The 14,260-nt window shown below is 71.5% G+C and carries 16 protein-coding genes; 3 read left to right on the top strand and 13 right to left on the bottom strand.

Annotated features, from left to right (window positions below):
- Positions 1-59: 59 nt before the first annotated feature.
- Together BCD49_RS09230 and BCD49_RS09225 are read right to left on the bottom strand one after the other, a co-directional pair.
- Positions 60-719 (bottom strand): TetR/AcrR family transcriptional regulator, encoded by a 660-nt coding sequence (locus tag BCD49_RS09230; RefSeq protein ID WP_232794208.1) that lies wholly within the window; start codon positions 717-719, stop codon positions 60-62.
- Between the two features lie 146 nt (positions 720-865).
- Positions 866-2,053 carry a cytochrome P450 gene (locus BCD49_RS09225; protein ID WP_007508213.1) on the bottom strand — a complete coding sequence of 396 codons (1,188 nt, stop codon included), beginning with the start codon at positions 2,051-2,053 and terminating at the stop codon, positions 866-868.
- 164 nt (positions 2,054-2,217) lie between these two features.
- Here BCD49_RS09225 and BCD49_RS09220 point away from each other — a divergent pair, with 164 nt between their 5' ends.
- Positions 2,218-2,694, top strand: a complete 477-nt coding sequence (locus BCD49_RS09220) for a VOC family protein (RefSeq protein ID WP_007508215.1) — start codon at positions 2,218-2,220, stop codon at positions 2,692-2,694.
- Positions 2,695-2,697: 3 nt separating this feature from the next.
- On the opposite strand, the gene BCD49_RS09215 is transcribed toward BCD49_RS09220, so the two are convergent.
- Positions 2,698-3,138: a cupin domain-containing protein gene (locus tag BCD49_RS09215; RefSeq protein ID WP_007508216.1), complete on the bottom strand. Its 441-nt coding sequence runs from the start codon at positions 3,136-3,138 to the stop codon at positions 2,698-2,700.
- A 268-nt stretch (positions 3,139-3,406) separates the two neighbouring features.
- Between BCD49_RS09215 and BCD49_RS09210 the strand changes: the two genes are divergently transcribed.
- The gene (locus tag BCD49_RS09210) at positions 3,407-4,543 is read left to right on the top strand and encodes a phosphotransferase family protein (protein ID WP_007508218.1); all 1,137 of its coding nucleotides are present in this window, start codon (positions 3,407-3,409) and stop codon (positions 4,541-4,543) included.
- 61 nt (positions 4,544-4,604) lie between these two features.
- Here the strand turns inward: BCD49_RS09210 and BCD49_RS09205 are convergent, their stop codons facing one another.
- From BCD49_RS09205 to BCD49_RS09160, 10 genes are all read right to left on the bottom strand, one after another.
- Entirely contained in the window at positions 4,605-5,846 is a 1,242-nt protein-coding gene (locus tag BCD49_RS09205) for a cytochrome P450 (protein WP_071041393.1), read from the bottom strand.
- Between the two features lie 142 nt (positions 5,847-5,988).
- On the bottom strand, positions 5,989-6,402 hold the full coding sequence (locus BCD49_RS09200; protein ID WP_007508222.1) for a nuclear transport factor 2 family protein: 414 nt from the start codon (positions 6,400-6,402) through the stop codon (positions 5,989-5,991).
- A 12-nt stretch (positions 6,403-6,414) separates the two neighbouring features.
- Positions 6,415-7,206 carry an SDR family NAD(P)-dependent oxidoreductase gene (locus BCD49_RS09195; RefSeq protein ID WP_007508224.1) on the bottom strand — a complete coding sequence of 264 codons (792 nt, stop codon included), beginning with the start codon at positions 7,204-7,206 and terminating at the stop codon, positions 6,415-6,417.
- On the bottom strand, positions 7,203-8,381 hold the full coding sequence (locus BCD49_RS09190) for an aromatic ring-hydroxylating oxygenase subunit alpha (protein ID WP_071041388.1): 1,179 nt from the start codon (positions 8,379-8,381) through the stop codon (positions 7,203-7,205). The genes BCD49_RS09195 and BCD49_RS09190 overlap by 4 nt, the downstream gene beginning before the upstream one ends.
- On the bottom strand, positions 8,378-9,853 hold the full coding sequence (locus BCD49_RS09185) for an amidohydrolase family protein (RefSeq protein WP_071041387.1): 1,476 nt from the start codon (positions 9,851-9,853) through the stop codon (positions 8,378-8,380). The genes BCD49_RS09190 and BCD49_RS09185 overlap by 4 nt, the downstream gene beginning before the upstream one ends.
- A complete protein-coding gene (locus tag BCD49_RS09180; RefSeq protein ID WP_007508229.1) occupies positions 9,850-10,209 on the bottom strand; it encodes a nuclear transport factor 2 family protein in 360 nt (119 codons plus the stop codon). Before BCD49_RS09180 ends, BCD49_RS09185 begins: the two co-directional genes overlap by 4 nt.
- The gene (locus tag BCD49_RS09175; RefSeq protein ID WP_007508231.1) at positions 10,206-11,081 is read right to left on the bottom strand and encodes an SDR family NAD(P)-dependent oxidoreductase; all 876 of its coding nucleotides are present in this window, start codon (positions 11,079-11,081) and stop codon (positions 10,206-10,208) included. Before BCD49_RS09175 ends, BCD49_RS09180 begins: the two co-directional genes overlap by 4 nt.
- Positions 11,078-11,359 carry a lipoyl domain-containing protein gene (locus BCD49_RS09170; protein WP_007508232.1) on the bottom strand — a complete coding sequence of 94 codons (282 nt, stop codon included), beginning with the start codon at positions 11,357-11,359 and terminating at the stop codon, positions 11,078-11,080. The genes BCD49_RS09175 and BCD49_RS09170 overlap by 4 nt, the downstream gene beginning before the upstream one ends.
- A complete protein-coding gene (locus BCD49_RS09165) occupies positions 11,356-12,345 on the bottom strand; it encodes an alpha-ketoacid dehydrogenase subunit beta (RefSeq protein WP_007508234.1) in 990 nt (329 codons plus the stop codon). The genes BCD49_RS09170 and BCD49_RS09165 overlap by 4 nt, the downstream gene beginning before the upstream one ends.
- The gene (locus BCD49_RS09160; RefSeq protein WP_007508236.1) at positions 12,342-13,370 is read right to left on the bottom strand and encodes a thiamine pyrophosphate-dependent dehydrogenase E1 component subunit alpha; all 1,029 of its coding nucleotides are present in this window, start codon (positions 13,368-13,370) and stop codon (positions 12,342-12,344) included. Before BCD49_RS09160 ends, BCD49_RS09165 begins: the two co-directional genes overlap by 4 nt.
- A 124-nt stretch (positions 13,371-13,494) precedes the next feature.
- Here BCD49_RS09160 and BCD49_RS09155 point away from each other — a divergent pair, with 124 nt between their 5' ends.
- Positions 13,495-14,256: an SDR family NAD(P)-dependent oxidoreductase gene (locus BCD49_RS09155; RefSeq protein ID WP_007508238.1), complete on the top strand. Its 762-nt coding sequence runs from the start codon at positions 13,495-13,497 to the stop codon at positions 14,254-14,256.
- Positions 14,257-14,260 lie beyond the last annotated feature (4 nt).

Below are 14,260 nucleotides of genomic sequence, written 5' to 3'. Positions count from 1 at the left end.
CCTCCGGGCGCGCGAGGCTCCGCCATCGTCGCGCGCCCTTTGGGCTGACCTGACGCGGGCTAGTCGCCCTGCTCGGCGGCGGGTACGGCAGTTTCCTCTGCCCGCTGCCGGGTGAGGTCGACGAGGGTGCGCAGGAACTGCTCCTGGCCGACGCCGTTGAACGGGTGGCCCTGCATCGTCGAGAACAGGTGATAGCCGCCCAGCGCGCTGACCGCGATCGCGTCGACCACGTCCTCGTCCCGCGGTTCGGTGAGAACCGGCCGTTGCAGCGCGGTCCAGATCGCCGCGCGCAGCTCGGGGACGCGGTCGCCCTCGTTGAGCATGAGCCGGAAGAGCCGGTCGAAACGGCGGATGTCCGCGAGCAGCTGTTCGTAGACGTGCAGGCGGTGCTCCACCGGGTCCACCGACGGGGGAATCGCCGCGCGCCTCTCGGCCATCTCGGCGCGCAGACGGGTGACCTCTCGCTCCACGGCGGCCGTCAGCAGCGCTTCCTTGGACGGGAAATGCCGGTAGAGGCTGCCCGTGCCCACCGCCAGGCCGACGCGCCGCTCCACCTCGCTGATGGTGGCGCCGGTGAACCCGGCCTCGGCGAAGACGTCCATCGCCGCCTCGAGGATCCGGTCACGCGTCGTCCGCCGCGATCCCGGCGGCCGGATGGCCCGGTTCGTGGCCTGCTGGCGCGAGGTCCCCTGATCGGTGGCCCCCTGGCTCGCGCTCACGGCGCCAGACTACGCAGCCGCGACGCGGGCACCGGCGATACGCGCGCCCTGGGCGGACAAAGGGTCGCGCGTCACGGCGTTGCGCGTCACGGCGTTACTCGTCACGGCGTCGCGCGGCACGGCGTCGCGCGGCACGGCGTCGCGCGTCACGTGGGCTCGAAGACGAGCGGGATGGACGCCGGTCCCCGGGCCTGAAGGCTGAAATAGGTGATCTCGGCGCCGGCGGGGACGTGAAAGGGGCCGAGCCTTTCCAACAGCCGGCGGATCGCCACCCGGACCTGTAACCGGGCGAGGTTCGAGCCAACGCAGCGGTGCGGCCCGGCGCCGAAGGTGAGGTGCCGGTTGCGCGGCCGGTGGAGAACCACCTCGTCGGGTCGCTCGAAGACCGCGGGATCACGGTTCGCCGCGCCGAAGAACAGGCCGACCTTGTCGCCCTTCCTGATGGGTCGGCCGAGGATCTCGACGTCCTGGGTCGCCGTGCGGAACATCAGCGGGAGCGGTGTCTCCAGCCGCAGGCATTCCTCGACCAGCGCCGGCACCAGCGAGAGGTCGGCGCGGACGGCCGCCTGCAGGGACGGATTCTCGGCGAGGATCCGCATGGTCGCGCCGATGGCGCTGGCCGACGTGCCGATGCCACCCTGAATGAGCAGCTGAAGGCCGGACAGAAACTCGTGGTCGACGAACGTCTCGCCCGAGTCGTTCAGGCACTGGACGGCGCTCACCACGTCGTCACGCTTCGCCTGGCCGTTCCGGCTCTCGAAGACGCCGGCGGCCCAGGCCCGCAACGTCGCCGCGCCGGCGGCCGTCTTCCGCGGGTCCGACTCGAAGCTGATGGCGCGCGCGGCGGGCTCGACGGCGTGAAAGTCCTCGTCCGTCGCCTGGAACAGCAGCCGGAAGAGGACGGTGCCCGGCAGCTTGCGGGCGAAGTCGACCGCGAGATCGCATCTTCCCGCGTCGACGAACGTGTCGATCAGCTCGTCGGCGACGCCCCTGATCGGGTCTTCGAGGTGAGCGAGTGACGTCACCGTGAGGTGCGGGTTGACCTGGCGGCGGTAGGCGCGCTGGCGCGGCGGGTCCAGCTCGATGGGAACCAGCCGCGGCATCAGGTCGAACCCCGGGCGGGTGATCGACACGCCCTCGGTCGAGGTGAACGTCTCCCAGTCCTGCGCGATGCGCAGCACGAGGTCACACGAGGTCGCTGCCCAGTAGCCGCGACCGCTCTCGACCCAGGTCAGCGGGCCGAGGCCGGCGAGCTCCCGGACCGCGTCCCAGTACGCCGGGCCGGCGACCGCCGGGGACAGGTGGTCGAACGTCGAGGTCGGGTACGGCGCCATCCAGGCCTCCCAAACAGCGATGCAAGGGTAGTCTTGCATGCAACGGGAGGAAAAGTAGCGTCGACGTTTCGGCGCGGTCAACGCCCCTGTGACGGCAGCCGGCGGCGGCCCGCCCGGGGCCGACGGCGCGCCGTGGCTGGCGCGGGTCTCTACCGGGAGCGGTCATGGACGCGGTGCCCTTCCACATCGGCATCACCACCGACGACCTCGGCGCCTCGATGCGGGATCTCACCCGGGCGCTGGGCATCACCTGGACTACGCCCACGGCCGGCGCGGGCCTGTTCCACACCGTCGACGGCGTCCCGCAGCCGCGGCCGACGTCCTGCGTCTCCCGGCAGGGCCCCATTCACCTCGACCTCATCGCGGGAGAACCGGGCACCATCTGGGAGACCGCCGGCCCGCGCCTGCACCATTTCGCCTACTGGACCGACGACCTGGCGGCCGACATCACCCGGCTCACGAGCGACGGCTGGCGCCTGGAGATGACGAAGCCGGACGAGAACGGCCGCCCCGCCCTCTTCGCCTACCTGGTCCGCGCCGACGGCTTCCGCCTGGAACTCATCGACTCCGCCGGCCGCGACGACTACGCCGCCCGCCTGCGCGAACAAGGCCACGAACGAGGCCACGAACAAGGCGAATAAGGCTCAGTCCAGGTCGTAGGGCTTGGGGGTGCCGTCGTGGATCTCGATCCATTCGGCGCCTTCCGGGCCGGCGACCCAGGTGTACTTCTGGTTCGGCGTGAAAACACCCTGGCCCGCCCGGGTGATCCGCCTTCCGTAACGGAGTTCACCGGACAGCACGTAGGTGAGCTGGTGCGTGCCGTGCCGGTGCGGCTTGACCTGAGCGCCAGGACCGACCCTCGACCGGACGACCGTCATGGTCGGCGACAGCAGGATCGTCGTCGAAAGCATGTCGCGCCCGACGGCGTCGAGAAAGACCTCCCGCTGGTCCTCCGGTAACCATTCGGAGAGTTCCTGGTTGCTCCGATACGGCAACGTGTTCGAGTCGTAGAAGAACATCCGTGCCCCGTCCCCTGGCACCCCGTCGTTCGAGTGCCCGGCACGTTCCTCGGTCGCCTCACTCACCTCGTACCCACCTCCCGGCCGCAGTCGCCACCGCCAGGTCACCCGACGGGGCAGCAGTGCCTTCGCCTCAGCCGACGCAAGGGGAGTCTTGTCCTGCCCACCTCCACGGGCAACTGATCAGGTGCGTCGGCGCGGCCGGGTGCCGTAGCCTGCCGCGTGCGTCTGGGCCCGCCCCGCCGCGCGGCCGCCGGTGGGCTCTCCCCGCGACAGGAGTGGCCATGGACTGGGAATTCGTGTCGGCATCCGCGCTCACGGCGGGAGTTCCACGGTGAGCGAGGGGTTGGTCGAGCAGGCGGTGCCGGTGAGCAGGCTGGCCGGGTGGCTGCGGGCGCAACGGCTCCTTCCGGCCGACGCCGACGGCGGCGACCTGGAGGTTGTCCAGCTGGCCGGGGGCGCCTCCAACCTGACGTTCCGGGTGCGCGGCGCGGGACTCGACCTGGTGCTGCGGCGGCCACCGGTCAGCGGCGCGCTGCCGACGGCGCACGACGTCGTGCGGGAGTACCGCATCCAGGAGGCGCTCGCGCCGACCGGGGTTCCGGTGGCGCGGATGGTGGCCGCCTGCTCGGATCCCGAGGTGATCGGCGCGCCCTTCTACCTGATGGGCCACCTCGATGGCGTCATCCACGCGAGCGCGGCCGAGCTGGCCGCGCTGCCGGCCGAGACGGCCCGCCGGGTCGGCCTGTCGCTCGCCGACACGCTGGCCTCGGTGCATGCGGTGCGTCCGGAGCGGAACCGGCTACGCGAGCTGGCCCGGCCGGAGTCGTTCCTCGACCGGACGCTGCGGCGGTGGCGGCGCCAATGGGGGCTCTCCCAGGACCCCGCGCGGCCGCTACCGGGGCTGGACACGCTGTTCGACATCCTGGAACGCGGCCGCCCGCCGGCGGCACCCCGTCGGCTTGTCCACGGCGACTACAACCTGGCGAACGTCATGTACGCGGCCGGCGAACCCAGCCGAGTACTGGCCGTGCTCGACTGGGAGCTGGCCGCTCTCGGCGACGCACTCGCCGATCTGGGCGCACTGCTCAGCTACTGGGGTGACGCGGGCCGGGTCCTGTGGGCCGGCCGCGGTGGCCACCTCGCGGACGCCAACCCCGCGATGCCGTCCGCCACCGACCTGGTGGAGCGTTATGCCCTCACGTCGGCCGCTCTCGCGGACACGTCGGCCGCGGCCGACGCCGCGCCGTCGGACTCCGAGGACGAGAGCACCCCGACCGTCGAGGCGACGTTGCGGCATCTGCCGTACTACGAGGTCCTGGCGACCGTGAAGCTGGCGGTCATCGTCGCCGGCGCCGCCCGCCGGCAGCGCTCCCCCGAGCCCGACCAGATCGACCGGCTGTGGCGCACCGTGTCGTCCCTCACCGACGTGGCGAGCGCCCGCGCCGCCGACGCTCGCCTCGTCGGCTGAACCACGCCGGCGGCGGACCGACGGGCCCGGACCGGCCCGGGCCGGGCCCGGGCCGAGCCGCCTACTCGGCTTCCGCTGGTGACAGCCGAACCCCCGGGGTGAAGGTGATCGGGACGGTGAGCGGGGCGCGGTTGTAGGTCGAGTGGAACCCGACCTCGGCGCCGGGTGCCAGCCGAATGTCGTGCAGGCGGTTGACGAGCTCCTCGACGGCGATGCGCAGGTTCATCCGGGCGAGGTTCGAGCCGGCGCAGCGGTGCGGGCCGGCGCCGAAGGCGATGTGCCGGTTGCGGGGGCGCTCCGCGTCGAACGTCTCCGGGTTCTCGAACTMGTTCTCGTCGTGGTTGGCCGCGGCCCAGTACAGCAGGATCTGCTCGCCCGCCTTGATCTGCTGGCCGTTCACCTCGGTGTCGCGGCGGGCGGTGCGCGCGACCGAGATGAACGAGCTGTCGAGGCGCAGCAGCTCCTCCACCGCGTTCGGGATCAGCTCCGGCCGGGCGCGCAGCAGCTCCGGAATCTCGGGGTGCTCGCAGAACCGCAGCATCGACATGCCGAGGGCGCCGGCCGTCGTGTCGAGACCGCCGAGAATGAGCAGGTGGATGGTGCCGATTGCCTCCGCGTCGGTGATCGGCCGGCCCTCGATCTCGGCGGCGATCACCGCGTCGATCACGTCGCCGCGCGGTCCCGTCTCGCGCCGCTCGGCGATGCGCTCGGCGATCCAGCCGGCGAGCTTGAAGATGCACTCGCGCGCCTCGGGGACGGGCTGCGCGGTCGTGATCGCCCATTCGTTGACCTGGGCGAGGTCCTCCGACGGCGCGTGCAGGGCGAACTCGAAGAAGGCCAGCCCCGGCAGTGGCCGGGCGAAGTCGGCCATGAAGTCACACTCGCCGCGCTCGATGAAGCCGTCGATGAGCCGGTTCACCAGGTCGCGAGTCTGCTTCTCCCACTCGGCGACGACGACGGGCCGGAAGGAGGGGTTGATGACGCGGCGGAACTCGCGCTGCAGCGGCGGGTCGATCGTGACCGGAAGGATCGTGTGCTTTTCCGTCGCCGCGATCGTGATGCCGTCGGCGGAGCTGAACGTCTCCCAGTCCTGGGCGATGCCGAGCACCTGCTCGTAGCCGGTGGCGACCCAGAAGCCGCCATGCTGGTCGCTGTGCGCGACCGGGCAGCGCGAGCGGGCACGCGCCAGCGTCGGATGGAAGTCCTGGGCCAATGCGGCCGACTGGTGGTCGAAGTGGTGCTCGACCCACTCGTCGTCGATCGCGGCCTCGGCCGGGCCTGGCGGCGTCGCCGTCACGTCCATCTTCCACCTCACGAACGTCAGTGGCCTGGACACCGACGGGTCCTCGGCCATTCCGCGAGAAGAATAGCAATAAGTGAGCGCTCGTTTAGCATTCGCCCAGCAGGCGGGGACTCAGCCGGGAGGCACGCGACGCGGTGGGTCGCTATCCCAGCGTGTCTAGCAGGGCCTTCGTGTCGTGGACGAAGGCCTCGATCTCGACGATCTGGCCGCCGCGGATCCGAATCAGGTCGATCATCGGCAGGACGATCGACCGGCCGGTGGCCCGAGCCGTCCACCGGATGACGATCCGCAGCGCGTAAAGATCCTCCGCGCACCGCCAGTACTCGGTGCCCTCGATGCGCTGCTCCCAGTGCTCGCGCATGCCGGCCTGGACGGCGCGGAACGCGTCGAGCCCCCGGTGGACGCCGCCGTGCGGCAGCGACGCCGGTTCCACCAGCACGATGTGGTCCGCGAACAACGTCACCCAGCGCTCGGCCGTCGCCGGGTCGCTCATCGCGTCGGGTCGCCAGGACGCCGCGAGCGTCTCCATCACCTGCTGGGGAGTCAGGCGCTCCATCGCGGTTCCGTCCTAACCGAGGAAGAACTTGCCGCCGTCGTAGGAGATGGTCTGGCCGGTCATGTAGCGGGAGGCGTCACTGGCAAGGAACACGACCGGGCCGGCGACGTCGTCCTCGGTGGCGACCCGCCCGATGAGCTGCATGCGGAACTCCGGGGTGCCCGTCATCTGCTCCTCGCGTTCCAGCACGCCGAGCGCGATCGCCTCGGCCGCCATCGAGCCGACCGACAGCGCGTTGACCCGGATTCCCAGCGGGGCCAGCTCCTTGGCCAGCGACTTCGTCATCGCGATGACCGCGCCGCGGGCCGTCCCGTAGTCGAGCCAGTTGCGCACGCCGTAGGCGGCCGACGAGGTGTGGTTGACGATCGCCGCGCACGGTGACCTGGCGAGCTCTGGGACCGCGGCCTTGCAGAGGAGGAACGTCCCGCGCACCATCACCGCCATCGTCGTGTCCCAGTGCTCGGTCGTCATCTGCGCGAGGGGGGTGTACGTCGTGTCCCGGTAGCGGTTCGGGTTGTTCACCAGCACGTCGAGCCGGCCGAACTCCGCCGTGGCGAACGCGACCGCTCCCTGCGCGCTGGCCTCGTCCGTGACGTCGAGATGGCAGAACCGGGCGGTCCCGCCGTCCTTCTCGATGAGGTCGAGCGTCTCCGCGCCCGCGTCGAGGAACTGGTCGGCGACGACGACCTGCGCGCCCGCGGCCGCGAGGGCGCGGGCATACCCGCGGCCAGCCGCCTGAGCCGCGCCCGTCACCAGGGCGACCCGCCCGGCGAGCGGTTTGGCCAGCGGTTCGGTCCCGTTCATGCCGGCTGCGCCACGGCCGAGCCCAGGACCTGGCGCAGGGTGCGCGCCATGTGCTGCATCACCGGCTCGTTGCGGCCGAACACCAGCGTCTTCGGCACGAACGGCGAGCGCAGCCCGAGGCCGGCCCGCGTCGCCATCTCGTAGTCCTCCTTGTCGACGACCGTCTGGCACGCCCAGCGGACCGCCTCCTCCAGCTCCTTGGCCTCCTGGGGTGAGGCGGGCAGCTCGCGGCGGTAGGCGTAGTGCAGCGCCACCGTCTCGTGCAGACCCTGCCCCGGGTAGATCGTGAAGATCTCCAGCCGGTCGCCGACCACCGAGAAGCTCAGGTTCGGGAAGAGCCGGTAGTTGAGGTTGATCTGGCCGTCGTCGACCGGCCGCCAGTCCTCCTCCGGCGTCTCGCGCAGCCTGTCGACGGTGCGCATCGTCGAGGTCATCAGGGCGTGCTCGCCGTAGAAGTCCGCGATCGAGGTGTTGCTGTAGACCAGCGGGCGGGCGGTCTCGCGGTGCAGGTGGGCGAAGTGGTAGGTCTCGCAGTGGGTGCCCCAGACGACCTTCCAGTTCGTCGCCACCGGGTGCGGATGGGTCGCGGCGATCGGGTGCCAGGTCTCGAAGCCGAACGACGCGAACTGCTCCCCGAGGCCGGCGAGGTACTCGTCCACCGTGAACGGCGCGTCGGGGTTGGCCGACGCGAAGATCATGCCGTGGCGTTCCTCGGCTGGCAGCTCGATCAGCCCGCGGTCCTCGCGGCGCATGTCGGAGAATCCCTCGGCGCCCGGCAGGCCGACGAGCCGGCCCTCCAGGTCGTAGACCCACGCGTGGAACGGGCAGGTGAACCGGCGGGCACCGGTACCGCACCCCGGTTCCACGACCCGCACGCCCCGGTGCTGGCACATGTTGAGGAAGGCCCGCACCCGGCCGGACGCGTCGCGGGTGAGCAGCATCGGCGTGCTGGTCGCGTCGAACGTCAGCCACGAGCCGGGCTCGGGCAGGTCGCGGGTGAGGCCGACGAACATCGGGTAGCGGTTGAAGACGATCCGGCGCTCCAGCTCGAACTGCTMGGGCGACCGGTAGCCGTCCAGCGGCTCCTCCATGGTGTGCTCGGCCAGGTCGGTCGTCCTACGGTCGATGAGGTCCAGGGTCCGCCGGCCTAACTCGCGCTGCATGTGTGCGTTCATGCGGTCCGCTCCAGTTCCCTCGCTCCTGGCTCGCCGGCGGCCCGGTTTGCCGCCTGGATGCGTTCGGCATCCGCCGCGACGGCGGTGCCCGCGAAGAACTCCGGCGACGTGCCGCCGTAGAACCGCACCGCGTTCACGCAGGTGAACTCCTCGAACTGCGCGGGCGTGAGAATGCCGTCCTCGACCAGCTCGTAGGCCTCGAGGAGCGGGTGGGTGAACGACGGGACGTCCCAGTGCCCGAGGTCGGAGCCCATCATCGCCCGCAGTTGGGCACCGAGCGGGTTGACTCGGCTGTCGTAGGCGAGGCCCACCAGCGGGTCGTCGCCCTCGCATCCCCAGTAGAAGCCGCGGACGAACGCGTCCCGGATCTCCTCGGCCGAGCTGACTCCGCTGGYGGCGAAGTCGTCGACCTGGCCGTCCACGGCCGACACACCGGGCACGAGCTGCTCAGGCCGGTAGTGGGCGAGCTCCGGGGCGTGCCTCGTCGCCAGCCGGGCCAGCTCCGCCGGGTCGAGCCGGRCCGGGTCGAGCCGGCCCAGCCCCGCCTTCCCGCGTTTCTCGAACCGCGACACCAGGTCGCCGTAGACCCGCACGCCGCCCGCCACGCCGCCCTCCAGCAGCGCGACCCGCAGGTCGGGAAACCTCGTCATGACCCCGCCGAGGAACAGCGACTTGGCGGTCGCCTCCCCCACCGCCGCGAAATGCCCGGCGGCGTAGGAGTAGTTCGACGGCGAGAAGTGGCCGGTGAACCTGAAGCCGTTCGAATGGCACGACAGCGGGACGCCGAGCTCGACCGCCTTGGCCCAGAACGGGTCGTAGTCGTGGTCGCTGTCGAGCCCGAAGTTGTCGATCCGCTGCAGCCTCGACCGGTACTCGGGTGGCGCGTCGGCGAACGCCGGGATCGGCCGCCAGACGAACGACGGCATCAGCGCCGCCCGCAGCCCGAGCGACACCGCGTGCTCCAGTGCCGCGATCCCCTCGTCCGGGGTGTGCGCCGGGATGACCGCGACCGGGGCGAGCCGGTCGCGGTAGGGCGCGTAGGCCTGCGCGACGTAGGCGTTGTAGAGCCTGGCGAGCCCCACCCGGGTGTCGGGGTTCTCCAGCGACAGCAGCACCATGCCGCGCGACGGGTAGATGACCGCGAAGTCGATCCCGGCCTCGCCGAGCCGCTCGTGGTACAGCGACGGCATGGCGACGGTCGCGTAGTCCAGGGTGTCGCTCGGCGTCCACCACACCGGGCGGGCCGACAGGTGCAGCCGGCGGCGCTCGGCGAGCGACGGCACCCGCTCGCCGGACCCGTCTGCGAGGCCCAGGGCCTTCACCGCCGGGTCGTCGAGCAGCTGGCCGCCGCCGTTGTCGCGCACGAAGTCGGCGAACGCGACACTGATCTCGACGTGGTGCGCGTCGGCGTCGATGACCACGTGGCCGAGGTCCTCCCGGACGCGCCGGGCACTGGTCGACTGTCCGGTCATGACCGGGCCCCCTCGGCGAAGACGAGCATGGTGGCGATCCGTCCGTTCTCGACGCGGATGATGTCGAGGCCGACGGCGACGGCCGTGGGGAACGCCCAGCGGACGTACGCCCGGCTCCAGTCGTGGTGGCTCTCGGGGGGCGTGGCCAGCGTCGCGGTCACGCCGTCGGGCCAGGCGGCGGTGTAGTCGGTGACGTGGTCGGCGAGGGCGCGGCGCCCGCGCACGACCGGCCGTTCGTCCGGCGGGACGAACTCCACCTCGTCGGCGCAGCAGGCCTCGAAGCGGCGCAGCCGCTCCACCGGGTCACGGGTGACCCAGGCCGCCGTCCACTCGGCGAACAGCTCCTCGGGGGTCATCGCCCGCTCCCGGCGCGCAGGCCGGCGAGCGCGACGGCGGGCAGGGTGACGCTCGCACCGCCGTCGGTGGCGAGCACCTGGCCGGAGATCCAGCTCGACTCGTCGCTGGCGAAGAACAGCGCCGCGTACGCGACGTCCCAGCCGGTGCCATGGGTGACCGCGCCGAGCGGCAGGACGGAGGCGGCGGTCTTCTGGATCTCGGTGAGATCCTGGCCGAGCTTCTCGGCGGCGCCCTGGGTGCGCGGCGTCCGCACCGAGCCGGGAACGACGACGTTCACCCGGATGCCGAGCGGCCCGTGCGCCGCGGCCATCTCCTGGGACAGCGAGATCATCCCGCCCTTCGCCGCCGAGTAGGCGGCGAACCCGATCGCGCGCAGCGCGCCGATCGAGGAGATGTTGACGATCGACCCGCCGCCGCTCGCGGCCATCGCCGGGATGGCGAACCGGGACACCTGGTAGACGGACTTCAGATTGATCCGCAACAGGTCGTCCCAGGCGTCCTCGGCCGTGTCCAGGATGCTGCCGGGACGGGAGACGCCGACGTTGTTCACCAGGATGTCGAGCCGGCCGAACGCGTCGAGCGCGGCCTGGGTGAAGCGCTCGCCGTCGGCGGCGACCGTGACGTCGCCGGCGACGACGACGGCGCGACCGCCGGCCTGCTCGATCTCCTTGCGGGTCACCTCGGCGCGGTCGGGAGCGTTGTCGACGAGCACGACGGCCGCGCCGTGCCGGGCGAGCAGCAGCGCGGTCGCCTTGCCGGTGCCGACGCCGGGCCCCGGCACCTGGCCCGCGCCGGTCACGACGGCCACCTTGCCGGCGACCCGCCCGCGGCCGGGCTCGGCCGTCGGCCCTGACTCCTCCAGAACAGTCACGGTCCATCACCTTCGATCAGCGCGAGCGGGGTGAAGACGGGAACGGTCTCCTCGGGTTGGACGAGGATCCGGGACAGCACACCGGTCGCCGGGGCGACCACGACGACGGTGGTCTTCTCGGCCTCGATCTCGGCGATCTCCTCGTCCTCCTCGACCGGGTCGCCCTCGTTCTTGAACCACGCCAGGACGGTGCCCTCGGTCATCCCCATCCCGAACTGGGGCAGGTTCACCTCGGTGGTCACGGGCTGATCGGTGGTCACGGGCTTTTCGGTGGTCACGGGACGGCGAGCTCCTTCGGCGAGCCGAGCAGCGCGGTCGCGGCGGCGGCGATCCGCTCCGGCGTCGGGTACATGAGCCGTTCGAGGGCGGGGCTGAACGGCGGGTGGACGTCCGGGGCGACGACCCGCGCGATGGGAGCACGCAGCGAGGAGAAACCCTCCTCGGCGACGATCGCCGCGATCTCGGCCGCCGCCCCGCAGGTCTTGTGCGCCGGGTCGGCGACGACGAGCCGGCCGGTCTTCTCGACCGACGCGAGGATCGCCCCCTTGTCCAGCGGCACCAGTGTGCGCGGGTCGATCACCTCCAGCTCGACGCCGTGGCTCGCGAGCTCGGCCGCGGCCTTCAGCGCGGCGGGCACGGCGTCGCCGATCGCGACGACGGTGACGTCCCGCCCCTCGCGGGCGACGGCCGCCTTCCCGAGCGGGACGAGATGGTCCCCGTCCGGTACCTCGCCCTTCACGCCCCACAGCCGCAGCGGCTCGAAGAAGACGACCGGGTCGTCGTCGCGGATGGCCGACTTCAGCAGCCCGAGCGCGTCCGCCGGCGTCGTCGGGACGACGATCTTCAGCCCGGGGACGTTCATGAGCTGCGGGTAGGGCCGGTCGGAATGCTGGGCCGCGGTCGCGTTCGCGTACTTCATCGCGGCGCGGAAGACGATCGGCACGCTCGCCTGGCCACCGAACAGGTACCGGTTCTTCGCCGCGTGGTTCACGATCTGGTCCCACGCGACGTACATTAGGTTGGCGATCGTGTAGTCGACGATCGGGCGCAGGCCCGTCATCGCGGCGCCGATCGCGGCACCGGTGAAGCCCTCCTCGGAGATCGGCATGACCGGGACCCGGTCCGGGCCGAACTCGTCGACGAACCCGTTCGTCGGCATCGTCCAGAACCGGCCGTCCTCGCAGAACACGACGACGGTCGGGTCGCGCCGCATCTCCTCGAGCATCGCCTCACGCAATGCCTCGCGGTAGCTCATCGTCCTCATCGCGAGGCCTCCGCCGGCACGGCGGGCACGGCCGGCCCGGCGTCGAGCGGCGTCGCCCAGAGATCCTCGAACAGTTCCGCCGGCGCCGGCTGGGGGCTTCTCTTCGCGAAGGCGACCGCGGCGCGCACCTCGTCGGCGGCGGCCTGGGCGAGCGCCGCGAGCTGGTCCTCGGCGACGCCGCCGGCGAGCAGCCGGGCACGGAGCAGCTCGACAGGGTCGCGCGACCGCCAGTGTTCGACCTCGTCGGGCGGCCGGTGCGAGAGGTCCATGTTTCCGTACTCGGCGTGGTCGCGGTAGCGGTAGGTCCGCGCCTCGACGAGGGTCGGCCCGCCCCCGCGGCGCCCGCGCTCGACGGCGGCGCTCACCACGTCGAACACGGCGGCGACGTCCTGGCCGTCGACGACGACACCCGGCATCCGGTACGCGGCCGCGCGGGCCGCGATGGTGTCGCTCGCCATCGTGTCGGCCAGCGCCGTCGACATCGCGTACAGGTTGTTCTCGCAGACGAACACGACGCCCAGGCCCCAGACCGAGGCGAGGTTCAGCCCCTCGTGGAACGACCCGATGTTGGCGGCGCCGTCGCCGAAGAACGCCAGCGCCACCTGCTCGGTGCCGCGTACGCGCGCGCTGTAGGCGGCGCCGACGGCCTGCGGGATGCCCGCGCCGACGATCGCCGTCTCGCCGAGGCTGCCGACGCCGAAGTCGGCGAGGTGCATCGAGCCGCCCTTGCCGTGGCACACGCCGGTCCGCCTGCCCATCAGCTCGGCCATGAGCGGGCCGAGCGGCGCGCCCTTGGCGATCGGATGGCCGTGGGAGCGGTGGTAGCCGACCATGTAGTCGTCGTCGCGCAGCGCCAGGCACGAGCCGACGACCGTGGCCTCCTGGCCGATACAGATGTGCACCGAGCCGGCGATGCCCTGGCCCTTGCGCACGATGTCCATCGCCGCCTCCTCGAAACGGCGGATGCGCAGCATCCGGCGTAACGCCTCGAGGTCCTGCTCTCTGTTCATCAACCCTGCGTTCATCAACCCTGCTTCTTTCCCCGTATGCACGGCTCAGGGTTCCGCCCGGCACGCATCATCCCTTGCGGGCGGTTTCGATGCAAGGGTACCCTTGCATCCTGTCTGGCCAGCAGCGAGAGAGGTTGCCATGACTGACTTCACGGGACGCGTGGCTGTCATCACCGGCGCCGCGCACGGCATCGGGTCGGAGTACGCGCGGCACTTCGCCGGCCGCGGCGCCCACGTCGTGGTCGCCGACATCGACGGCCCGGCGGCCGAGACCATGACCAAGGAGCTGACGGCGGCCGGCTTATCGGCCAGCACGCTCGTCCTGGACATCTCCGACGCGGAGGCCTGCCGCGCCGCCGTCGACGGGGTCGTCGCCGAGCGGACGTCGATCGACTTCCTCGTCAACAACGCGGCGCTCTACGCCAACCGCGACTTCGCGATCGCCGAGGAGATCGACCTCGGCATGTGGCAGCGGATGATCGACATCAACGTCAGCGGCACGTTCTACATGTGCCGAGCCGCCATCCCGCGCATGAAGGAGCAGGGCTTCGGCCGCATCGTCAACCAGAGCTCGGCGTCGGTCTACGCGACCGTCCCCCGCTCGCTGCACTACTCGATGTCGAAGGCCGCCGTCATCACGATGACGAAGACGCTGGCCCGCGAGCTGGGCCCGTTCGGCATCACCGTGAACGCGATCGCTCCGGGCGTCATCGACACCGAGGCGACGCTGAAGGTCGTGCCCCGCGAGGTCCTGGAGAAGGGCCTCGGCAACGCGGCCCTGCGCCGCATCGGCCACCCGACCGACCTCGCCCCGGTCGTCGGCTTCCTCTGTTCGGAAGGCGCTGGCTACATCACCGGTCAGACGATCATCGTCGACGGTGGCATCAACATGCTCGGCTGACCGC

The organism is Pseudofrankia sp. EUN1h, assembly GCF_001854645.1.
GTDB classification, from domain to species: Bacteria; Actinomycetota; Actinomycetes; order Frankiales; family Frankiaceae; genus Pseudofrankia; species Pseudofrankia saprophytica.
Note: the sequence above shows the minus strand (reverse complement) of the source record. Positions and strands in the feature narration are given on the sequence as shown.